Raw genomic sequence first — 21,974 nt, forward strand, 5'->3', positions numbered from 1 at the left:
TATGCAAAATCGATCGCCTCCCCCTCATCCCGTATTTCGAACGCCTTCAACCGCTTTTGGCCCGCTATGTTGGATTTTTACAGTAACTTTGCTCTCGCCTGTCGCTTGCTCACCATAAAAAATAGGGACAGCGCCATTATAACGCTGCCCCTTCTATACCGACTCCGCATTAACTGCTGCATCCACCGCCGCAGGAGGAACCCCCGCCTCCGCCATCGCTGCCTCCGCTTCCGCTGTCTCCGCCGGAGCCGCCTTCATAGCCGCCTGAATGATCTTTTCCATCGTCCGATGACCCGCTGCACGCAGAGGTTGAGCTGCCGCTTCCGTTCGCCTGGCGCTCCTCCTCCATTTGCTCGCGGTCCATTTGCTGAGCGAAAGCATCCGGATTGGAAATTGAATGAAAGATGAGCAATCCCGACAGCAGACCGACTCCGCCTAAAGCTGGATCATAGCCTTTATGGTACTCAGGAGCTGTCCCCTTCTTGCCAGGCTTATCATTCCGGCGAGCCGCCGCAAGCTGCGATTTGGCGCGGTCGATTAAATATTCGGCCGTCACGCTCAAATCCGAATGCTTCGCCGCTGCCTTCACGTTAAACCAATGCTCCCGCAGATCCGCTCCGTTCCGTTCGGCAAGCTCCGCCAGCTTCGTCTCCGATAAACGGGTGCGATAAAAAGCTCCCCATACTCTGCCGCTCGCCGGCGCTGCCGTGAACAGCTCGCCGTACACCCAGTCGAACCATGCCCGCTCATCCGGCGGCGGCTGAACGCCCGGTGCATGCGGAGCATGATGGATCATCTCGCCGCAGTAGCGTATGCATAATTGCTCATACTCCCTCGTGAACATCAGCATCTCGTGCCAAACCGCATCCACCTGCCTGCTGTACATAGGCACACTACGGAGTATTCCGCACATCAGGAAATACCTTTTCAGCTCGAACCAGGTCCAGTCCCACTCCCGGTCTGACAATCGCGGAAACTCCTTCAATACCCGATCCTTCACCCGGCTCTCGAAATCGAGGCCAAGCGTTGACTCGAGCCGCTCCGCTGCCGTTCGGGCCGGGTGCCCGTAAGGAACGCCCAGTGCTGATGGCAGCTCCGCTGACGGCCAAGGAGCGAATGCATTTGTCCTGCCAATGGAGCCCCCGCCTCTTCCGCCGGAATTAGAAGAACTTCCCTTATTTTTAGATTTCAATAGGACAGCTGCAATAATAACGACAATAACAGCTATAAGCGATACGGCCGCGAATTCAGACATAGGGCCCTCCCTAGTGTTTCATGATACCTATATATTAACATATATCCTAATGCCCTGGCACTTGGAAACGGCTATCTTCTAAGAAGATTATACACAAGTTGCACACATTACGACTCCTTTTATACACAAGATATCAACATGATTGTTAATAATTCACAATCGACAAACAGCTTATCCACAATGTTATCCACAACCCGTGTATAATTGTGTGACTATTTGGACAAAAAAGCGCATTCAGCTGCATTTAGCATGTGGATAGGAGCAGTTTAGGCAGCTCCTTCGTCTTTTTTCAAACTTTGGACTTTTTCTTTTAAACGCATATAATTAGGTGTTCATTCGATGGACCACTTTTTTTGCTTCTCATGAAGAAGCCGCGTTTGCTCCTTAGTAAGCTTCCGATAAGCCTTTAATCTTCCATGGGCGATTTTAAAAGCCATATCTCGCGCACGTCGCTCAATGGTAAGAACATAAACGATCCTCAGTATATCTACCACTTCATTGGTAACCCGAAACACAATTCGTATTCCGGCGTCACGAAGCTTTATTTCTTTACACCCAGCAAGCTTGGTTTCTGAATAATTGCTGAGTGGCTTCCCTACTTCATCCGCTCGAAAAATAAGTTCATCGATTGCAGCATTAACCATGCCTAGAACAGAACCGTCCAGCCGGCTGTACTCTTTTTCAGCATCCGCATCGAGACGAACATCAAATCGTTCTTCTAACATTTAGGCCTCTGTGTTACGACGTACACTTTTCCAAGACTTCGCGGATTCCGGGTCCCGTTCAATTCGTTCGAGCCGTTGCAAGAGGATACGCTGCTCTTCTTCTTCCTCGAGCCGAGTCAACCGATCGTAGATCTGCTCAAACAAATCGTATCCGATCAGAACAGTATCGACAGTGCCATTATCCGTAATATACTGCGGAAGCTCTTTGGCCTTTCTTCGCAACTCTCCAAATTTTTTGGAAGCATCGGAAGAGGTCACTAACTGGTCAACGTCAAATGTCGGTTTAGACATCGCTAATATCATCTCCATCTTCTCCTTTGTTACGTTATATTATTCCGGATTATGATCCAAGTATACCATACATTTATCCAATATGCTCCGTAAAATATTACGTAATAGATTACGTAATAGATTATCGTAGATGCTCATTAATGAAGCGCAGGCGATCCCGATCTCTTCTCGAAAAAAATAGACAAGCCGAGAATAACACCCCGACTTGCCTCTTCTCTTTTATTGCAGGGACATCTCGAACCGTCCCTTATTTCTTAGTAAGTCATGCTTGGGTAAAGCGGATATTGAGCAGTAAGATCACGCACCATGCCGCGAGCCTTCGCAAGCACCTCTTGGTCCTGCGGGCTGTTCAACACAAGCGTGATAACTTCCGCGATAACCTTCATTGCTTCCTCTTTCATGCCGCGGGCCGTCGCAGCAGGCGTACCGATACGAATGCCGGAGGTTACGAACGGACTTGTCGGGTCGAACGGAATCGCGTTTTTGTTAACCGTGATACCCACTTCGTCAAGCACATGCTCAGCAGCTTTGCCTGTAATGTTAAGGCTGCGCGTATCAAGCAGCATCAAGTGGTTGTCTGTGCCGCCGGATACGATGTTGAAGCCTTTAGCAAGCAGCTCTTCGGAAAGAACTTTCGCGTTTTTGACGACCTGTGTCGCGTATTGCTTGAATTCAGGCTGAAGCGCTTCACCGAAAGCAACGGCTTTGGCCGCAATAATGTGCATCAACGGTCCGCCTTGGGAGCCGGGGAATACCGCTTTATCAATCGCCGCTGCCCAAGGCTGACGGCAAAGAATCATACCGCCGCGAGGACCGCGAAGCGTTTTGTGGGTTGTTGTCGTTACGAAATGCGCGTGCGGCACCGGGTTCGGGTGCAAGCCGGCTGCTACCAGACCCGCGATATGCGCCATATCAACCATAAACAACGCGCCTACGTCGACAGCGATTTTGCCGAGCTTCTCGAAATCGATCGTGCGCGGATACGCGCTCGCGCCAGCCACGATCAAACGCGGGCGGTGCTTAAATGCAAGCTTGCGAACCTCTTCATAATCGATCGTGAAGGAATCCTCTTGCACGCCGTATGCAACGAAGTTATAAAGCAAGCCGGATGCGTTAACCGGACTTCCGTGCGTCAAGTGGCCGCCATGCGCCAGGTTCATGCCTAAAACCGTGTCGCCAGGCTGCAAGGCTGCAAGATAAACCGCCATGTTCGCTTGCGCTCCGGAGTGCGGTTGAACGTTCGCGTGCTCGGCACCGAACAGCTCTTTCGCACGGCTCCGGGCGATGTCCTCCACGATATCGACATGCTCGCAGCCGCCATAGAAACGTTTGCTCGGGTAGCCTTCCGCATATTTGTTCGTAAGCACGCTGCCCATTGCTTCCAATACCGCTTCACTGACGATGTTTTCCGAAGCGATAAGCTCGATGTTGTCGCGTTGACGCTGCAGCTCAAGGCCCAATGCCTTCAAAACTTCCGGATCTTGTTTACGCAAATTTTCCATTATTATAATCCTCCTCAAGGTAGTTATGCACATATTTGTTAGATCATGAATTCCAAACAGGATAATGGCCAAGCCATATTATTCACATGTTCCTGCAGACTGTTCAGACGTCATGCCGGTCTCGAGCTCATATACGGCACGGGCGCCGCCAATAAGCTTCGGTCTCGTGACCGCCATCGTTACATGCGCCTCGCCAATGCAGCGAATACTCGGACGAACCGGAACAGCAACCCGCTTCAGGTGCATGCCGATGAACGTATCGCCGATATCGATTCCGGCATGCGCTTGTACGGCTTCGACCAGGCAAGGATCCGCGAGCTGACGATACGCGTAAGCTGCCATCGAGCCGCCTGCTTTCGGAACGGGTACCGCGCCGACGATTTCCAGTCCGTAACGCTCGGCGGCAGCACGCTCCATCACGAGCGCCCGGTTCAAATGCTCGCAGCATTGGAATACCGGAATAAAGCCGATTTCCCCGCGAACCTTATCGACTCCCGCATAAATCCGGGCCGCCGTTTCCACTGTTCCCGCCGTACCGATGCGCCGGCCCAGCACTTCACTAGTACTTACACCAATGACAAGTAATTGATCCATGGAAAGTTTGCCTGCGAAAGCAAGCTCGCGAATGATGGTTTCCACTTGAACGGCCGTTTCGCTCTGCTGTAAATCGTTATGTTTGGTCATCGCCATCGCCCCCTTATGAGGACTGTCCGGCATATTTTTCTTCAATTTGTTTCACTTTATTGATTCGGCCCGCATGACGCTCGCCGCCCGAGAACGGCGTTTCAATCCAAATGCGAATGATTTCTTGGGCTACTCCGGGACCGATAACGCGTTCGCCCATCGCGAGCACATTCGAGTCATTGTGGTCACGCGTGGCTTGAGCCGAGAACAGGTCATGCACCAACGCGCAGCGGATGCCCCGTACCTTGTTTGCAGCGATCGACATGCCGATACCCGTGCCGCAAATCAGTATACCGCGTTCTGCTTGGCCGCTCGTAACAAGGTCGCATACGGGCAATGCATAGTCCGGATAATCAACGGATTGCTCGCAGCTGCAGCCGACGTCTACAACCTCATGTCCAAGAGATTGAAGAAACGGCACAACCACTTCCTTCAAGCTGTAGCCTCCATGATCAGCACCAATAGCAATTTTCAACGTAAAAGACCTCCTTCGAAATGGAACATCACAGTGCTAGTATACCTATTTTTACGAAAAAAGACGAAAAAAGAGCAAGACATGCTTATTAGCATGCTGCTCTTTGCCCAGGCGACCGGCCGTATATTCCGATGCTCCACCGTGGTTAGCCCACTTCCGTCGCCAGTTACATCGGAAACCGTATATTGTTCTCTTATAATAGCCGAAACCATTCAAAAAATCAATCTATTCCAAACGGGTTAAACGCGGAATTATCGTTTCGTCAGCTTGTCCAGCAGCTTCGAAAGCGCCGCTTCGATCTCCATCGCGCAGCTATCGTAGTTCGACAGCGATCCGCCAAAGGGATCGACAATATCGAAGCTTGGAATACGCCGCTCCAGCTCCAGAAGCCGGTTCCTCTCGGATGCCGACAGCTGCTGACCGAGCGCCTGCTTCATATGCAGCTCCGTATAAAGCGCCTCCAGCTCTTCGATATCCGCCAGCATGCGATCATCCTGAAGCGCATATTCCTTCAGCGTATAGGTTTTGTCGATCGCGTCGGGATGCCATTGCAGCAGGCCCCGTTTGTGGCTTGAGGTCATGGTCAAAATAATATCGGCCCACTTCACCGCTTCGCTCGTCATCGCCCGGGAAGAGCCCGTATGATCGATATCCCGCCGCCGCAGCGTCTCGACGGCATGAGCGGATACGGGAAGCCCGTCCACGGTTGATACCCCAGCCGAGCGGACCGCAACCGTAATGCCTCTCTGAGCAGCCATCCGGCGCAGCAAAGCCTCCGCCATCGGCGAACGGCATGTATTGCCTGTACAAATGAATAATATACGTTTCACACTTCCAACCCCTTCCACTCGTGCTGGAACGTATTCCCCTGCTTAAAATATAAACAAGATTCCGAATACAAACAAGATCGCTCCTCCGCATGCCTCGCCGTATTCGCCCAGATTGCCGCTTACTTTGCGCCCGAGCATTAAGCCAAGCACAGACATCAAGCCGCCAAAAAAACCGAACAGCAGTACCGTAATCAAAATGTTCGCCGCAAACATCCCCAGCGTTATGCCGACCGAGAAGGAGTCCACGCTTACGCTAAGCGCGAGCAACAGCAATCCCCACGAAGAGCGGTAATCAAAGGACTGCACCTCATCTCCCCGCAGAGAGCTGTATATCATATGTCCACCAAGCAGCACGAGCAAAATACCAGCCGCCGTCGTTGCTACATTTCCCAGCAAGCTGCTAACGTAATGTCCGGTATACATGCCCGCTAATGGCATCATAACATGGAATATAGCAACTACGGCGCCCAGCTTCAAAATATCCCGCAGACGGATTCCTTTGAGGCCGATCCCGAGTCCCAGCGAGAAAGCGTCCAGCCCAAGCGCCAACGCTATGATGAGAAGCGTCAGAAGCTGCCCAGCCTGTAATTGTGCTTCGATCACAGCCTATCTCCCCCATGTCCGCTTGTTTTCTATACCAAACATATGCGGACATGGGGACAAACATACTATTTGCCGTTCTTTGTCTTTCTAATCTTCGAAACTATAACCTTACAATGCGGTCGCCTGCCGCCTTCGCCATCCGATTCATAAGCGCGGCTCCGATGCCTTGCTCGCTGCAGCATTCCGCCCATATTCGCTGGACGCCCGCCGCATCGAAATCACGAAGGGCGGCATACAAAAGGTGGGCTGCTTCTTCCAACCCGTCTTCGCTGCCTAGAGACAACAAGCAGTCGGCCTCGTAGCCGGCGAGCCTCTCCTCGAAGGCCAGAACGCCCGTCAACTCGCCTCTCTGCCGCGCCGCTCTCGTCTGCCTATGGATATAGGCCGTGACGGCTTCAGGCTCGCCTTGAACGAGCTCAAGCTCCCCTTGCGGCGCATAATGCGTATATTTCATGCCCGGAGAGCGCGGGACCGCTTCCAACTCCGCTGCCGACGCGCTGTCTATGCTTGCTCGCGGGGCGGCTTGCTGTAGAGCTTCTCGTGTCACGCCGCCCGGACGCAGAATCCGGATCGCATGCTCTCCGATCAGCTCAATGACCGTCGATTCGAGTCCAACGCCGGTCGCACCGTCGTCGACGATACCGTCGATCCGGCCTTCCAGATCTTCGAGCACATGCCTGGCCGTCGTCGGGCTCGGCCTTCCGGACCGATTGGCACTCGGTGCGGCTACCGGGCAGCCAGCTTCTCTTAGAAGCGCCAATGCCGTTCGGTGGTCAGGCATACGAATGCCTACCGTAGCCAGCCCTGCCGTAACAAGCGGGGACAGCGCCGACGCTCGTACGGGCAGCACGATGGTCAGCGGACCCGGCCAAAAGCGGTCCATAAGCGCCTTCGCCAGCTGCGGATACGGCAGAACCAGCTCGTCCAATTGCGTACGGTCTGCGATATGCACGATGAGCGGATTATCTGAAGGCCGCCCTTTTGCGGTGAAGATTTTTTCCACGGCCGCAGTGCTGCGCGCGTCCGCGCCGAGCCCGTATACAGTCTCGGTTGGAAAAGCGACCAGCCCTCCCTCTTTTAGAGATCCGGCCGCTTCCTTCAGCTCCTCGCGGAGCTGGTCATCGGCTGCCTGTTGGACGTGCCACACGTTAGTTATCGTCATGTCTATGCTTCAATCCTTGCTCTTAAATGAAGTGATTTACATTTCAACTATTATAACATAAGCATCCGTGTATGAACGGAAACGGCAGCTTCGTCCTGTTAAAAAAGACGAGACTGCCGTTTGATTTAGGCTGAATTAAGAGAATAAGGACTTGATCCAGTCGATTAACGATGTGATCATCTCCCATAGGAAGAACTTCGCTTCCGGCGCTTCCCCTTCCGAAGAAGCTTCAGCAGCGGCGGCTGTTTGGACTGTTTCTTGCTGCGGCGCCGCAAGAGCCGTCTCGGCCGCGGCGGAAGTTTCGGCAGAGGCAGCCGATGCCTCGCCGGACACAGCGTCGATGAAGCATAGCGGCGGAAACAGCACGCACCACCAATTTTCGCCGCCGCCCTCGCCAAGCGTAATCCGGACCGCTTCGTACTCGCCTGCCGGGTATACCTGATTGCCGTACATTTTCGTAGGGAAGGAGACGGTGCTGAGCTCAGCCGACGAGCTGTATGAAAAGCCGCGGCTTTGCAGCACCTCTGCGGTAATTCGTTCAATTTCCGGCATATTGGCTATGATCGTCCTGCGAGCCTCCTCAATCGTTTGAGGGGCCGTCACCCAGCCGTTCATCGCTTTAACGATTTCATCCCGAACCAGACGCTTCACAATTTGGTCTTCGGGACGATCGGAGTTTGCTAAAATACGAAGGCGAATCGCTTCCTGCGGAATTTGGCCGCCTGCGACCGCCGCATCCATCTGCTGGGCTTCCCAGCTCATCATTAAGAGTATAAGTACAAAAACGATAAAACCATAGGATTTGCGGTAAGGAAATTTATAAGGGCTAGCTGAATGAGCAGAATCGGAAATCGATTTATAGGTATGAAGGCTGGACATACACACAAGCTCCTCTCGTCGCCCCCGTCGGTGCGTCTGCTTGCGTTCCGGAACGTATCTATCCGTCAGTATGTCCGGGATTAGGAATATATAAACCTAGTAATCTAGCTTTTTGGAAAAATGGCGCGGATGGTCGGCGAAGCTTTGCTCCACTATCCCCTCAGCTCAGGTTCCGGCCGGCGGTGCGTTCGGAATGCCCGCTTTTTTAAGGGTCCGGATGGAAGATATAAACAGATGGATAAAATGGGGAATAAGGACGGTGAGAACGATGGAGATTCAGCAAAGCTATGAGACCTACAAGCCGCTGCTTTATTCGATATCGGATGACCGGCTCTTTTGGCCAGGCCGAGGATTTGGTGCAGGAAGTATTTGCGGATTTTATCCGGCTCGAAGCGTTGGAAATTCACAATGAAAAAGGAACGGGCTGACCTGCCCGTGAATTCGAACAAAGCCGCGCCGCTCGTTTCTGCTATAAGACCTAGGCCAATCTCGCGTATGTTGGATTTATCCAGTAACTTCGCGGATTTCGGTCTTGGGCGGTGCTGTATGTTGGATAAATCCAGTAACTTTGCCGCTTTCTGACTCTGGTGGCGCTGTATGTTGGATTTATCCGGTAACTTTGCATATTTTGTCGCAGCGCCGTGCTGTGTGCTACCGATTAGCACGGCTGCGTCTGGATCGCGATGACATGGCGCTCAATACCCGCATAGTCGCTGATGATGCGGATTTCGTCCCATGCGCCCATGCTGCGCATGATGTCGGCGACGATGCGAGGCTGGCCCAGGCCGAGCTCGAAGGCGACGATGCGAGGCATCGCCGCGAGCAGCGGAAGCTGCTCCAGCATGCGGCGGTAAGGGTCCAGCCCGTCCGCCCCGCCATCCAGCGCGAGGTGCGGCTCATAGTCGCGCACCTCGCGCTGCAAGCTTTGCAAATCCGCCGCCGGGATATATGGCGGATTGGATACGAGCACGTCGATGCGCAGCCCGGCGTGCGGGGCAGCGGAGCTGCCCGGGGGCTGCTCGCGCCCAGGTATGAAGGGCGCGAGCAGGTCGCCCTGCACGAACGCCATTCGGTCCGCCGCCTCATGGCGGGCCGCGTTCGTGCGGGCGACAGCCAGCGCGTCCGGCGAAAGATCGGACGCGCTTACGCGCCAAGCGTGACGCTGCGAAGCCAGCGTCACGGCGATGGCGCCGCTGCCCGTGCCGACGTCGATGACTGTCGGCACAGCGGCGCTCGCACTGCTGCCGGGCTCAGCCCCGCTTGCAGCGTCCAGTCCGTCGACCGCCTGCGGCCATAGGCGGTCGCCTGCTTCCAGCACCGCCTCGACGAGCAGCTCCGTCTCGGGGCGCGGGATCAGTACGGCCGGTGTTACAGTAAAGGGCCGGCCGTAAAACCATTGCTCGCCGATCATATATTGAACCGGCTCACCCCCAGCCTTACGCCGCACGAGCTGCTCCCACTCCGCTAAGCGTGAAGCCGGGAACAGCTCTCCGCTATCCCGCAGCAGCGCCGCGCGATCCATGCCGAGCAAATGCATGAGCAGCAGCTCTGCATTATTGCGCGGCTCCAACACTGCCTCCAACTTTAGCAAGGCAGTTGCCCTTATAAGCGCCTCGCGAATCGTAATCGGCTCCGAAAACCGCGGCCCATCTGTTATATAACTCATACCGAACGCCCCTTCCTTCCATGCGCCGCCTCACGACAAAAAAACCGGACCGCCGCTTGCATCCAGCAAGCATTCGGCGGCCCAGCACAGCTTAAAACTTAAACCATTTCACGTTCCATCAAATCGGCTTGCTCCGCAATCGTAAGCGATGCAATCACTTCCGACAGATCACCGTTCATAACCGCATCCAGCTTGTGCAGCGTCAATCCGATCCGATGATCCGTTACGCGGCTTTGCGGAAAATTGTATGTGCGAATACGTTCGCTGCGGTCGCCCGTACCAACCTTGCTCTTCCGCTCGCCTGCATATTTCGCTTCTTCCTCTTGCCGGCGGACATCCGAAATGCGGGCGCGAAGCACGGCCAGAGCTTTCGCCTTGTTCTCGTTCTGAGATTTGCCATCCTGACAGGTCGCCATGATCCCGGTCGGTACATGAAGCACGCGAACTGCGGATTTTGTCGTATTAACCGACTGGCCGCCCGCTCCGCTGGAGCAGAACGTGTCGATCCGGATATCCTTGTCTAAAATTTCAACCTCTACGTCTTCAACCTCAGGCATAACCGCAACCGTCGAAGTCGAGGTATGGATCCGGCCGCCGGATTCCGTTACCGGAATACGCTGGACGCGGTGTGCGCCGCTCTCAAACTTCAGCTTGCTGTATGCCCCTTTGCCCGTAATCATGAAAATAACCTCTTTAAAGCCCCCGAGGTCATTCTCGCTGAAGTCCATCAGCTCGACGCGCCAGCCTTGCGTATCCGCGAACTTCGTATACATGCGGTACAGCTCATAAGCGAACAATGCCGCTTCGTCTCCGCCGGCGGCGCCGCGAATTTCCACGATGACATTCTTATCGTCATTCGGGTCTTTCGGCAGCAGAACGATTTTGATTTTCTCATCAAGCTGAGCCTTGCGCCCGCTCAATTCGTCGATCTCCATCTTCACCATTTCGCGCATTTCGTCGTCGAGCTTCTCGCCTTGCATCAGCTTGGCATCCTCGAGCTGTTCCGACACTTGTTTATATTCGGTAAAGGCATCATAAGCCTCTTGTAAATCCGACTGCTCCTTGGATAGCTCTCTAAGCCGCTTGGGATCGCTGGATACATCCGGATCGCACAAAAGCTCGCTCAGCTTCTCATACCGGTCTGCGAGTGCTTGTAAACGGTCAAACACAATCATTCACCTCTGTCTATTCCATTAGAATAATGCTCATTATACCATATCAAGGCCTTCGTATCGACAACCAATCGTTACCCGTTATCCACTTCATATGCCCGTCAATCGCGAATGGTGACACCAGGGGCGGAAAGGCCGCCCCCTTCGTGAAGCCTCAGCAACAAAGCCCCGCAATCGCATAGCTGCGTTCACAGGGCCATAACTGTCTCGAATTATTTTATACGTTAAAACGGAAATGGATAACGTCGCCGTCGCGCACGACATATTCCTTGCCCTCAAGCCTAACCTGCCCCTTCTCGCGTGCCGCTACCATCGAGCCGGCCGCTAAGAGGTCGGTGTAGGCTACGACTTCGGCACGAATGAAGCCGCGCTCGAAATCGGTATGAATGACGCCGGCAGCCTGAGGCGCCTTCGTGCCGTTACGAATCGTCCAAGCGCGAACCTCCTGTACGCCGGCCGTGAAGTAAGTATATAAGCCAAGCAGCTTATATGCCGCGCGAATCAAGCGGTTAAGGCCTGATTCCGACATGCCGAGCTCCTCCAGGAACATATCCTTGTCCTCGCCCTCAAGCTCGGCAATTTCGGATTCCACCTTCGCGCTGATCGGCACTACTTCCGCATTTTCCAAAGCGGCGAATTCGCGCACCTTTTGCACGTACTCATTGCCGTCTGTGTCTGCCACCTCCGACTCGCTCACGTTCGCCGCATACAGAACCGGCTTCATCGTCAGCAGATGCAGATCGCGAACGAGCAGCTTCTCGTCATCGCTCAGTTCCACGCTGCGGGCAGGCTGATCGTTGTACAATGTTTCTTTGATACGTTCAAGCACTTCGATTTCCTGAGCAACCTTCTTGTCGCCGCCCTTCAGGTTTTTGCGGGAGCGTTCGATCTTCTTGTCAACGGAATCGATATCGGCCAAAATCAGTTCCAAATTAATCGTTTGGATATCGCTGATCGGATCTACTTTGCCGGATACATGCGTAATATTGTCATCCTTGAAGCAGCGAACCACGTGCACGATCGCGTCAACCTCACGGATATGCGCCAAAAACTTGTTGCCAAGTCCTTCGCCCTTGCTCGCGCCAGCTACCAAACCGGCAATATCGACAAACTCAAACGCCGTCGGAACGATACTTTTCGGAACGACCAGTTCAACCAGCTTGTCCAGACGCTCGTCCGGCACCTCAACAACGCCAACGTTCGGATCTATCGTACAAAATGGATAATTTGCGGATTCCGCGCCTGCTTGTGTAATTGCGTTAAACAATGTAGATTTGCCCACGTTCGGCAAACCTACGATACCAGCTTTCAATGCCATGCTATAAGACACCCCTATTTTCCCGAAAATAAATAGCTCCAGCTATTATACCCCAGTGCCCCCCACATTGAAAGTGCCGCGGTTCGGAATGGTTAGCGCGGACGGGGAAATACTACCGAGGCATACGCTGCCGAAGCATGCTGCACAAAGCTTAAGCCAATGCTTTGGAAATACGTTTGTTTCTCACAAAACTTTTAAGGAGTGACCTCATGGAAAATCAAACGCACAAAGGCAACTACAAAGGCACAACGAACATGAAAGCAAAGAATCAGGATATGGCCTTCGTTAACGACAACTTGGAGGATGCCAAATCCGTTACGAACTTTTCCACAAAGAAGAAAAAAACCGATTAGTCTTCCTGTCTAAGAAAACCGCATGTGCGCGGAAGAACCGAGCATTAAAAGGGACGAGAGAGTATCTTTTTATAAAATAACTCTCCTCTGTCCCTTATAACCAACAAATAAACGGTCCGGGTGCTGCCAGCTTCTGAACTGGCTTGCCCGGACCGCTGCCGTGTATTTCAGCAACTTTTACGCTCTTGCCAAACTCTTCTTACTATATATATGCGCTCTCTCCGCAGAGTGCGCGGTAAGGTCCCTGAGTACTACATCCGGATCGGGGCTTCCTGAAGCTCGGCCCGCGACTGCAGATAGCGGAAGAACGCGACGGACGCTTCGGCGCGTGTCACTTCCTTCGCCGGCAGAAACTTGCCGTTCGATAAGGTCATGATTTTCAAGCCGACGACGATCGCTGCCTGTCCTTTGTTCGTAATTTGTGCCGAATCATCAAATGAGGATTTAAAAATATCATCGTAATTGGCCAACGCGTTGTACCCAAGCGCCCGCACGATCAGCTCGGCCATTTCGTCACGGGATACCTTGCCCTCGGGATTGAAGGAGCCGTCGCCTACATCAATCAGATTCTGCTCCAAGGCGCTTTCCACATAGACGAAATAGCTGGAATCCGCAGAGACATCGTTAAAGGAAGCTTTCATTTGCGATTGATCCGCCATGGATAATAGACCGTACGTTTGTCCGCTGTTTCTCGCAAGAACGAGCATCTTGATCAGCTCTCCGCGCGTTACCTTTTCATTCGGCCGAACCTTGTCGTCCTTGATATCAAGCGCTTTGTAAGCGACCATCAGCTCCAGCTGACGCTGCGCCCAATGTCCCTCGATGTCCATCGCCTTCGGCTTCTCCAGCTGCGTGACTTCGCCCGTGCGTTCATTGCGCCATTCTCCCGTCACCGCGTCAAGCACTACCGATTCATCGATAAGGCGCGGCACCAGGCGATAGACCAGCTCCGCTTCCGTAATCGTCTTCACATTGTCCGCTTCGATTTCACCTGACGCCACCATAAGCTTATATTTCTCGATCGGGATCGGCTGTCCGTTCCATGAGAACTGCTGAACAAGGCGGTAGGTTAGCTGTGTGCGGTAATACGTTAACCAGCTGTCCACCGCTTTGTCCTTCGAAATAAGCTTCGGCGCCTTCTCAGGATAGGCAAAATCCGAAATATAAGCGTCGTAATTGACCACATCTCCCGTACTTGAATCTATCGAAACGTTGATGCTGTCGTACTGTACCGCAGCGCCATGCACCTTATGCACGAAGCTGAAATAGTACTGCCGGCTCTCGCCGCCGTTCATATCCTCGTATTGCTTCGGATCCGGCTTGAAGAAATAAAGCTCATGCGTCAGCCAAGGCAATTGCTTCTTCACCGCATCGACGGCGAGCGTCGAAGCTTGTTCGAGCGTCATATTCTGGCCGCTTGTCTGCGGCGGGTTATTATAATTGTAAATATAGAAGCTGCGAACGGCACCCGTACGGCCGTCAACGGAAGCGGAAGCACCTCCTGCATCCTTCCCGTCCTTCTTGATGCTCCAATTCAAATACCAATAGGCTTCCGTCCCGCCGCTGCCCTCATTATGGCTCTCGCTGTAGTTCGAGCTGTTCAGCTCCGCTTCTGCAGGCAGCTTGAACGCAGTCTTCACGGCGTCGGCTGCCTGCTTCTCGGTTACTTTGCCCGCTTTCGGCTCTTCACCTATCGGCTTATCCGTAACCGGTTTTTCCGATACGGTTCCGCCTCTGAAATAGCTCTCTTTCGACTGGTCCTTCACCTCTCCAGTAGCCGCATCGATGGCAATCGGCTGCAGGCCGTAACTGAGCAAAGGCTCGCGTTTCCCTTGCGTTTTGTACGGCAAAAGATAAGACAGCTCCGGAGACGCCGTCGCGCGCAGCTTCTCATTGGCTTGTTCGGGCGTCAGCTTCGAATCTACCTTCGGGAATTTCACCGTATCGTCCCACCGGAAGGAATATCTTGTAATATGGCCCTCGCTATCGACCTCAAGCTCGATGAAATTATCGACGTACGGAATTTCATGGACCAAACGATCGTACCGAAGCAGGTGCCGCACCTCGCCTGTCAGCGGCGGGAGCAGCTGTACCCCGTAATCCGGATTATATTGAATCTGATTCTTATAGCCGCCTGCCACCGTGCCAATGAAATCCAGAGCGATTTGCCCTGCCGCTTCACGCTCGACCTTTAGCGGATATGCAGGCTTTGCCGAAGGGTTATCCATGTAAGAATTAAATTCAAGAAGCTGCCCGCTGTCAGCATGAATGCGCACGTAAATGCTGCCGACATGTTTGCCGTTCGCCTTCTTTACGAAATCAAGGCCCCAAACGTTACGTTTGCCTCCAGCCAGCACATCCATCGAGAAGTTGGCTCCCTGGAGCGTAAATTCCTTCGGAATGCTGACATACTTTCTTGCGAGCGCCTCTGCCTGTTCCTTCGTTACGTCCGCATCGGCCATTACTCCAGACGGATCTGCCATAGCGTCTCCTTCCAATGAAAATAACGTTTGTCCCGCATCGCCCGTCCTGATAGATTTGTTGGCGCTTTCAGCAAATGCCGCAGCCGGCAAGGCACTCATCAGCATAGCTGCAGAAAGCATAACCGCAAGCTTCGTTCGATTATTCTTCTTCACCGCTTCACCCTCCAATGCTTTTCCAATATATACATGAATTAGACGCGCATTAAAGTTGCGAAGTTGCACAATAAGCAAAAAAAATATCGCCTGCCACTCAGCCTTTGCTGAGCGGCAGACGATATTTTACGATTATGCCAAAAGCGGTATAGCTTACATCTGACCGGAGATTTTCGATTTCAAAGCATCCTTGCTTTGAACGCCGACCATCTTGTCAACGGGTTGGCCGTCTTTGAACAAAATTAGCGTCGGGATACTCATAACGCCGAACTGAGATGCTAATTCAGGCTCTTCGTCGACGTTAATTTTCGCGATTACCGCTTGGCCTGCAAGCTCAGTGGAGAGTTCCTCCACGATTGGAAGCTGCATTTTGCAAGGTCCGCACCAAGGTGCCCAGAAGTCTACAAGAGCAACGCCGTTTTCAACGCTTTGTGCAAAGTTATCTTTCGTCAATGCTACTGCCATTACAATCATCCTCTCCAAACAATGTGTATGATTAAGGGAATACCCGTCTCACCGTTCGTTGAAACATCAATTGCTAACCGCATGCGTGAATCTGCTGCAATACATCCTCAATCGTTATCGCGCTAAAATGGCTTTCCAGCTGCTTCTCCGCTGTGCAGAATATACCGAACATCACCTGATTCATATTCGATCCTACTAAGCAATCCATCTCCGGATTGCCCGAGCACCAGCTCGGGATAAGCGAGCCCTGCGCCATTACGCGGTAAATATCGGCCAGCGTCACCACGCTCGGATCAATTGTCAGCCTGTAGCCGCCGCCTGAGCCTTCGCGCGTATCCACAAAACCGCTGCGGCGCAAACCGCTCATCACCTTCCGAACGCGTGCGGAGTGAGTGCCTACGTTCTCGGCAATCATGTCGCTGCTCGCCATTCTCTCCGGCAAATAAGCCAAGTAAACGAGACTGTGTACGGCAATTGTAAATTCGCTGTTCACTGTATACGGCCTCCCTGTCTGGTACTGTAATTTTATCAGTTACAGTTACGTTTGTCAACAGTCAGGCAGTCAAATCCCATATCTAGCTTGCGACAAGTCCCATGACCTTATTCATCTGCATCAATCCCGGTTTATTTTCAAAAATATTCTATTATATATAAATTCATATTGGTATAACCAAGAAGTTATTGAAATTAATAGTTTCTTCTTCTTTCAATGTCTTTCGTTCGCGCATGTATATAACCCGCTAAAAATGGACATAATAGATTGCGCTCAAATTGTTGCAAACCCTCCTTTATAATGCTAACATCGAAATGTTGTTCAACACTATAACTGTTGAGGAAAGGTTTGATTATGAATACGAGCACGACTAAAAAAAATGAGCACATTCCAGAGCTTCAGCTCGTTAGAGTTTTGGCTATTATTGGCGTTCTTTCTGTTCACGCAAGCGCCTCTGCTATTGGTTCCATGAAAGAATCAGGCTATTATTTCTTTTATAATTTTGTAAATATTTTCATGAAGTTCGGAACGCCTACCTTTATATTATTAAGCAGTTTTGTCTTATTTTACAGCTACTATTCCCGTCCGGTTGACCGCAAGCTGATTACGGGTTTTTATAAGAAACGGCTTCTTTATATTATTATTCCATATATTGTGTTCTCAACCTTTTATTTTGTTTTAGGACGCTTTCTAGCAGACCTTCCGCTTTTATCCTACGATTCTTTAAGCAATTATTGGGAGAGGCTGAGCACAGGCAAAGCTTTCGCGCATCTATATTTTGTTTATATTAGCATTCAATTCTATCTATTGTTTCCAATCGTGCTTTGGCTTGCAAAAAAATGGCGCCCGCTCGTTCATTGGTTGATTCCGATAGGTTTCGCTCTTCAATGGGGCTTCGTATTAATGAATAAATACTATTGGCAGGTTGCGAATAAGGGAAGCTGGTCGCTGTCCTATTTCTCCTTCTTTTTCTTAGGGGCCGCATTAGGCATTTATTACCCGAAGATTAAAAACTGGCTGATCATTAATAAGCAAAACGCCAACGGCTACCGCATCACGGCTTGGACCTTTGTATGGCTGGCTTGGCTGGGACTCGCTTTGGCTCATGTCACCATTTATTACAATAACCGTTCCTTTGAAATAAAATACAATTCGCTTTTATTTGAATTCTTATGGAATTTTCATTCCATCTTTTCCGCTTTGGTTCTTATACAGGCTGCTTTCCTGATCTACCGCAGCTTTCCGTCTTTCGTTGCTAAACCGTTATACCGGCTGGGCCAATTGTCATTCGGCATTTATCTCATCCATTTATTTTTCCTGTCCTTTATATACGATCGATACATGCCGCAATTCGGCATATCGTGGGTGGCCCATTTCAGTTATTTAGGAAGCTGGCTGTTTATGCTTATCGCATCATGGGCTGCGGTCGCATTAACGGCGAGATTCATTCCTTTCTCCTGGATCGTGTTCGGCAATGTGCCAGGGGCTAAAAATAAGCTGCACATCACCAAAAAGAAAATGATTACCGCAGGCGCCGCTATCGTCATTCTCGCTTCTTCCGTCGTGATCGGCGTATGGATCAAATCGGCCGAAACGGAAAATACACATGAGCGGCAGCCTTTAATCGAGGTGGTTTCCGAAGAAACGGTTAATGAAACTTATGATGTCATCGTTGCAGGAACGGATCCTGAAGGCATAGCAGCCGCCGTATCCGCAGCCCGCAATGGATTAAAGGTACTTCTTGTTGACGGCAAAAACCGGGAAATACTCGGTGGGCTTATGACCGTCGGCGGACTCAATACACTCGATAATAATAATTCGCCGATAAAATCAGCAATTCCCGGCAAGCACATTTTTTTGAACAAAGGCATATTTCAGGAATTGTACGATCATATAGAGGGTACCTCTTTCGATACGAATACAGCTGCTAACGCATTTTATAAATTAGTCTCCAACGAACCTAATATCGATTTGGTCATGAAGGTGCAAAGCATGGCGCCGATCATGGGTTCAAGCAGCAGCGGAGGCGCGTCGATTGACGGTCTTCGTATCGTGAAGGAAGACGGAACGGAGCAAAGCATACTGGCACAGGCTGTCATCGATGCAACGCAGGACGGCGATATTGCCGCTGCTGCCGGAGCGCCTTTCACGATCGGACGCGAGGATCTAAACAGGCCCGAGGCGCAAATGGCTGCAACGCTCGTCTTCAAGCTGAGCGGCGTCACTCAGCAAATTTGGAATTCCTTCGGACAGCACAAGTTATCCGGCGTAGATTCCATGAGCGGCTGGGGCTTCCCGGATGCCAAGGATTACGTCTCGTCCGATCCGGAGCGCGTCAAGATGCGCGGCCTCAATATCGGCAGGCAAAACGACAATACGATTCTGATTAATGCGATGCATATTTTCAATGTCGATCCGCTTGATCCGAAATCAGTCGAAGCGGCATTGGAGGTTGGACGCGCTGAAGCCCCGCGAATCGTTGATTATTTAAAGAAAACATTCGCCGAATTCAAGGATCTTGAATTTGCAGGCACGGCGGATGAGCTGTATATCAGGGAATCGCGTCACTTCCAAGGGGAATATCGTCTGACGATGGCCGACGTGATGGATAATCGCGATCACTGGGATGCGATTGCTTACGGCTCCTACGATGTCGACATTCAAAGCGCGCATTATAAGGACGAGGGCATTATTATGATGTCCCCTTTGCAATATGGCGTTCCATTCCGGACGCTCGTACCGCTGAAGGTCGATGATTTGCTTATCGTCGGTAGAGCGGCCAGCTTCGATTCTATGCCGCACGGCAGCGCGCGGGTTATCCCGCTTGGAATGGCAACCGCAGAAGCGGCAGGAGCAGCCGTGAAGCTTGCCATCGATAACGGCATTACGGTGAGAGAGCTGTCAAAATCCGAAGAGCTTATTGTCCGCCTTCGTTCCCATCTGGAGGAGCAGGGCATGGATCTTAAGATGAATGATTTCGAACCGCTGGCCTATACGAAGCACAAAGCTTACAAAGCGCTGATTGCCGCTGTGAGCATGATGAATACGAGCGGCGCCTATGACAACAGCAACTTTGAACTGGACGCCGCATCGAACGCAGAGCGCTACGTTTTCAAATTGCTCAATGTGATGAAGCTGCATCCGGATTATTTCCCAGGGGATCCTGACGCAGCTATTACGAATATCCCAAATGCAATCGATCAGCCTTTAACACTGTCACAAGCGATTCTAACCATCGCCTATGCGATCGATACCGCGAACGTCGGCGCACTAACGCTTGACGAGATGCTGGGCCGCGGCTGGATCATGCAGGAAACAATCGACGCCATTACAGACCAGTCGGCCATTACGAATGGCGAATCGTTTATGCTGATTAGAGATGTAGTCGAGTATTATGCCATGACTGTTTACGAGTAAAATAACGGAAGAGGCCATCTCAAACCAAAACAATGAACCGGTCAAGGGACTATCCTTGGCCGGTTCGTTGTTTTGGTTTAGCGATCCTTCCCGCTGCCTATGCAGCTTCAACCGCGATGGCCTGTCATATTCACAGAATTCGTTTTGTTTGTCATGTTTGGGCCTACCTGCTGAATAAACATATAGCGTACTTCTGAATCCCGTTTTACTTTGTAAAGGAAGCTCTTGCTTTCGAAGCGAGTTTTACTTTGTAAAACTTTAGGAGGTGAGTGAAAATGGCGCTATTTTGGAATCGTTGGGTTGCTGTTCGCACGGAGGGCGGCTCTAGATTGGAGCTTATAGACCGTCTGGAGGCGCATTTTAAAGCAAACGGCTTAAAAACCAAGATTACCATTGAGGGCAATTCCTTAAAACGGATTCATGTGCTTAAGAAGGACGCCGACCAGGCAAAAGTGCTGCTGGACGCTTTCGACGAGGAGCATTAATGCGAGTCCGCAACGGTTTCACCAGAGCATGGCAATGCAAAGCAGCGGCCCCCTTGGCGGGAGCCGCTGCTTTTGGCTTCACGATTAAGACGAACGGCCTTGCGCCCCTCTCCCTCAGTCCGCATGCTTAAATCATCCTTAATGACCGCCGCTCACTACCTTAAGTCCGATGACGCCTGCAATAATCATCGACAGAAACAGCATTTTGCGCCAATCCCGCGATTCCCCGAACACGAGCATCCCCAGCACGACGCTGCCGATTGAACCGATTCCCGTCCATATCCCGTAAGCCGTGCTTATCGGTATCGTCTGCAGCGCCTTCGATAAAAAATAGAAGCTTATGAAGCCGGCGACGATTGCGCCAACCGTCCCCTTCCACCGTTTGAAGCCGTCGGACAGCTTGATAAACGTTATGCCGCCTACCTCGCCCAAGCCCGATATGATTAAGAAAATCCACGCCATGATTAAGAACCTGCCTTTTCGACTTCTTGAATGCCCATACTATCGTCAGCCGACTTTTCCTTGGATACCAGCTTCAGGCCGACGATACCGCCTACTAGCAGCGTAATGAAAAATAACCTCCAAAAATCGGCCGGCTCGTTCAGCACGAATATACCGGCAATGACCGTACCTGCCGTACCGATTCCCGTGAACATCGCGTACGCGACTCCAATCTCGATCGTCCGTATCGCCCGCGCGAACAGCATGAAGCTGGCGGTTAGCAATACGACCGTAATAAGACTTGGCACCAGCTGCGTGAAGCCCTCCGAATATTTCAGTCCAAATGTCCAGCCGATCTCCAGGAAGCCGGCTAACAGCAAATATACCCACTGCATCGCTATTCAATCCTCTCTCGCTGTCAACGTCCAAAGCTGCCATAATGATAACCAAACCATTTGCTTTCTGCTGCCGTACAGCTCTTCTTCATATAATTGATTTTCCACTAGCAAACCATCCACGCACACGTAAAAAGCCGCTAACATTCGCTCTTCGTCCTGCGAATGAAAGATCCCCTCTGCCGCTCCCTTGCGCCATACTTTCAGCAAACCGTCCGAGAGCTCATGCTCATACCGCAAAAAATCCTGCCTCAGCCGATCGCGCAAATGCCGCGGAGGCACAAGAATCGTACGCTTCAAGAACGCCTGTCCCGTCGTTAAATGACTAAGATCGGTGAAAAAATCAAATAATCGGTAGAGCTGGCGGTGAGCAGGCTCTTCCCTGACCGCTTCAAGCATCGCTGTATATTGTTGTCTTTCCTCAGCTATCACTTCATTGATAAGCTGCAGGAACAGCTGCTCCTTCGACTTATAATGAGCGTAGATCGAGGGCGTCTTAATGCCTACCTCCTTTGCGATCTCCGACAGCGAGGCACCTTCATAGCCCGATTCGGCGAACATCTTAAGCGCGGCCTGCTTGATCCGATCCGCCGTGGAATTTTTTGCATTCATGATCGTCACCTCCGTGAAGCTTCATCCGTTCCGTTCCCTTGACTAACGAACATTAGTTAAACGTTATTTTAGGACGAATCGACCAAAATGTCAACACCAAAAAGGACCATCCTCT

The 21,974-nt window shown here is 51.7% G+C and carries 24 protein-coding genes and 1 riboswitch; of the genes, 4 read left to right on the forward strand and 20 right to left on the reverse strand.

Features of this window, described 5'->3' with window-relative positions:
• Positions 1-169: 169 nt before the first annotated feature.
• The 10 genes from L1N85_RS08160 to spoIIR form a co-directional block, all read right to left on the reverse strand.
• Entirely contained in the window at positions 170-1,255 is a 1,086-nt protein-coding gene (locus tag L1N85_RS08160; RefSeq protein ID WP_235236997.1) for a glycine-rich domain-containing protein, read from the reverse strand.
• 332 nt (positions 1,256-1,587) lie between these two features.
• Positions 1,588-1,980 carry a type II toxin-antitoxin system RelE family toxin gene (locus L1N85_RS08165; protein WP_235236999.1) on the reverse strand — a complete coding sequence of 131 codons (393 nt, stop codon included), beginning with the start codon at positions 1,978-1,980 and terminating at the stop codon, positions 1,588-1,590.
• Positions 1,981-2,283, reverse strand: coding sequence for a type II toxin-antitoxin system Phd/YefM family antitoxin (locus tag L1N85_RS08170; RefSeq protein WP_235237000.1), 303 nt, complete (start codon positions 2,281-2,283; stop codon positions 1,981-1,983).
• 242 nt (positions 2,284-2,525) lie between these two features.
• The gene (locus tag L1N85_RS08175) at positions 2,526-3,773 is read right to left on the reverse strand and encodes a serine hydroxymethyltransferase (protein ID WP_235237002.1); all 1,248 of its coding nucleotides are present in this window, start codon (positions 3,771-3,773) and stop codon (positions 2,526-2,528) included.
• Positions 3,774-3,851: 78 nt separating this feature from the next.
• Positions 3,852-4,463, reverse strand: a complete 612-nt coding sequence (locus L1N85_RS08180; RefSeq protein WP_407946347.1) for a TIGR01440 family protein — start codon at positions 4,461-4,463, stop codon at positions 3,852-3,854.
• A 7-nt stretch (positions 4,464-4,470) separates the two neighbouring features.
• Positions 4,471-4,932, reverse strand: a complete 462-nt coding sequence (rpiB, locus tag L1N85_RS08185) for a ribose 5-phosphate isomerase B (RefSeq protein ID WP_235237006.1) — start codon at positions 4,930-4,932, stop codon at positions 4,471-4,473.
• Between the two features lie 98 nt (positions 4,933-5,030).
• Positions 5,031-5,112: riboswitch (ZMP/ZTP riboswitch) on the reverse strand.
• A gap of 71 nt (positions 5,113-5,183) precedes the next feature.
• Entirely contained in the window at positions 5,184-5,762 is a 579-nt protein-coding gene (locus L1N85_RS08190) for a low molecular weight protein arginine phosphatase (RefSeq protein ID WP_235237008.1), read from the reverse strand.
• Positions 5,763-5,804: 42 nt separating this feature from the next.
• Positions 5,805-6,365, reverse strand: coding sequence for a manganese efflux pump MntP (locus L1N85_RS08195; RefSeq protein WP_235237010.1), 561 nt, complete (start codon positions 6,363-6,365; stop codon positions 5,805-5,807).
• Between the two features lie 100 nt (positions 6,366-6,465).
• On the reverse strand, positions 6,466-7,527 hold the full coding sequence (locus L1N85_RS08200; protein ID WP_235237019.1) for an L-threonylcarbamoyladenylate synthase: 1,062 nt from the start codon (positions 7,525-7,527) through the stop codon (positions 6,466-6,468).
• A gap of 135 nt (positions 7,528-7,662) precedes the next feature.
• Entirely contained in the window at positions 7,663-8,406 is a 744-nt protein-coding gene (gene spoIIR, locus L1N85_RS08205) for a stage II sporulation protein R (protein WP_268818195.1), read from the reverse strand.
• Between the two features lie 287 nt (positions 8,407-8,693).
• On the opposite strand from spoIIR, the gene L1N85_RS08210 reads away from it, so the two are divergent.
• Positions 8,694-8,834 carry a hypothetical protein gene (locus tag L1N85_RS08210; RefSeq protein ID WP_235237022.1) on the forward strand — a complete coding sequence of 47 codons (141 nt, stop codon included), beginning with the start codon at positions 8,694-8,696 and terminating at the stop codon, positions 8,832-8,834.
• A 230-nt stretch (positions 8,835-9,064) separates the two neighbouring features.
• Here L1N85_RS08210 and prmC read toward each other — a convergent pair whose 3' ends face one another.
• The 3 genes from prmC to ychF all read right to left on the reverse strand — a co-directional run bounded on the left by prmC (position 9,065) and on the right by ychF (position 12,562).
• On the reverse strand, positions 9,065-10,072 hold the full coding sequence (prmC, locus tag L1N85_RS08215; RefSeq protein ID WP_235237024.1) for a peptide chain release factor N(5)-glutamine methyltransferase: 1,008 nt from the start codon (positions 10,070-10,072) through the stop codon (positions 9,065-9,067).
• 98 nt (positions 10,073-10,170) lie between these two features.
• Positions 10,171-11,241, reverse strand: a complete 1,071-nt coding sequence (prfA, locus tag L1N85_RS08220) for a peptide chain release factor 1 (RefSeq protein ID WP_235237026.1) — start codon at positions 11,239-11,241, stop codon at positions 10,171-10,173.
• 220 nt (positions 11,242-11,461) lie between these two features.
• Positions 11,462-12,562, reverse strand: a complete 1,101-nt coding sequence (ychF, locus tag L1N85_RS08225) for a redox-regulated ATPase YchF (protein ID WP_235237034.1) — start codon at positions 12,560-12,562, stop codon at positions 11,462-11,464.
• 209 nt (positions 12,563-12,771) lie between these two features.
• Between ychF and L1N85_RS08230 the strand changes: the two genes are divergently transcribed.
• Positions 12,772-12,915 carry a hypothetical protein gene (locus L1N85_RS08230; RefSeq protein ID WP_235237036.1) on the forward strand — a complete coding sequence of 48 codons (144 nt, stop codon included), beginning with the start codon at positions 12,772-12,774 and terminating at the stop codon, positions 12,913-12,915.
• Positions 12,916-13,166: 251 nt separating this feature from the next.
• Here the strand turns inward: L1N85_RS08230 and L1N85_RS27545 are convergent, their stop codons facing one another.
• The 3 genes from L1N85_RS27545 to L1N85_RS08245 all read right to left on the reverse strand — a co-directional run bounded on the left by L1N85_RS27545 (position 13,167) and on the right by L1N85_RS08245 (position 16,509).
• Positions 13,167-15,551, reverse strand: a complete 2,385-nt coding sequence (locus L1N85_RS27545; protein WP_235237038.1) for a YcdB/YcdC domain-containing protein — start codon at positions 15,549-15,551, stop codon at positions 13,167-13,169.
• A gap of 153 nt (positions 15,552-15,704) precedes the next feature.
• Positions 15,705-16,016, reverse strand: coding sequence for a thioredoxin (trxA, locus tag L1N85_RS08240; RefSeq protein WP_235237040.1), 312 nt, complete (start codon positions 16,014-16,016; stop codon positions 15,705-15,707).
• 73 nt (positions 16,017-16,089) lie between these two features.
• Entirely contained in the window at positions 16,090-16,509 is a 420-nt protein-coding gene (locus L1N85_RS08245) for an RrF2 family transcriptional regulator (RefSeq protein WP_235237042.1), read from the reverse strand.
• Positions 16,510-16,863: 354 nt separating this feature from the next.
• On the opposite strand from L1N85_RS08245, the gene L1N85_RS27550 reads away from it, so the two are divergent.
• Complete coding sequence (locus L1N85_RS27550; protein WP_328285188.1) at positions 16,864-19,926, forward strand: FAD-dependent oxidoreductase; 3,063 nt, start codon at positions 16,864-16,866, stop codon at positions 19,924-19,926.
• A 275-nt stretch (positions 19,927-20,201) separates the two neighbouring features.
• Positions 20,202-20,411 (forward strand): hypothetical protein, encoded by a 210-nt coding sequence (locus tag L1N85_RS08260; protein ID WP_235237044.1) that lies wholly within the window; start codon positions 20,202-20,204, stop codon positions 20,409-20,411.
• On the opposite strand, the gene L1N85_RS27105 is transcribed toward L1N85_RS08260, so the two are convergent.
• From L1N85_RS27105 to L1N85_RS08275, 4 genes are read right to left on the reverse strand one after another with little or no spacing between them, the layout of a single operon-like run.
• Positions 20,408-20,536 (reverse strand): hypothetical protein, encoded by a 129-nt coding sequence (locus L1N85_RS27105; RefSeq protein ID WP_268818197.1) that lies wholly within the window; start codon positions 20,534-20,536, stop codon positions 20,408-20,410. The genes L1N85_RS08260 and L1N85_RS27105 overlap by 4 nt on opposite strands.
• Positions 20,537-20,549: 13 nt before the next feature.
• Positions 20,550-20,873, reverse strand: a complete 324-nt coding sequence (locus L1N85_RS08265; protein WP_235237045.1) for a DMT family transporter — start codon at positions 20,871-20,873, stop codon at positions 20,550-20,552.
• A gap of 2 nt (positions 20,874-20,875) precedes the next feature.
• Positions 20,876-21,247, reverse strand: a complete 372-nt coding sequence (locus L1N85_RS08270; protein WP_235237047.1) for a DMT family transporter — start codon at positions 21,245-21,247, stop codon at positions 20,876-20,878.
• Between the two features lie 6 nt (positions 21,248-21,253).
• Positions 21,254-21,859: a TetR/AcrR family transcriptional regulator gene (locus L1N85_RS08275; RefSeq protein ID WP_235237049.1), complete on the reverse strand. Its 606-nt coding sequence runs from the start codon at positions 21,857-21,859 to the stop codon at positions 21,254-21,256.
• Between the last annotated feature and the right edge of the window lie 115 nt (positions 21,860-21,974).

The organism is Paenibacillus alkaliterrae (assembly GCF_021532375.1).
GTDB classification, from domain to species: domain Bacteria; phylum Bacillota; class Bacilli; order Paenibacillales; family Paenibacillaceae; genus Pristimantibacillus; species Pristimantibacillus alkaliterrae.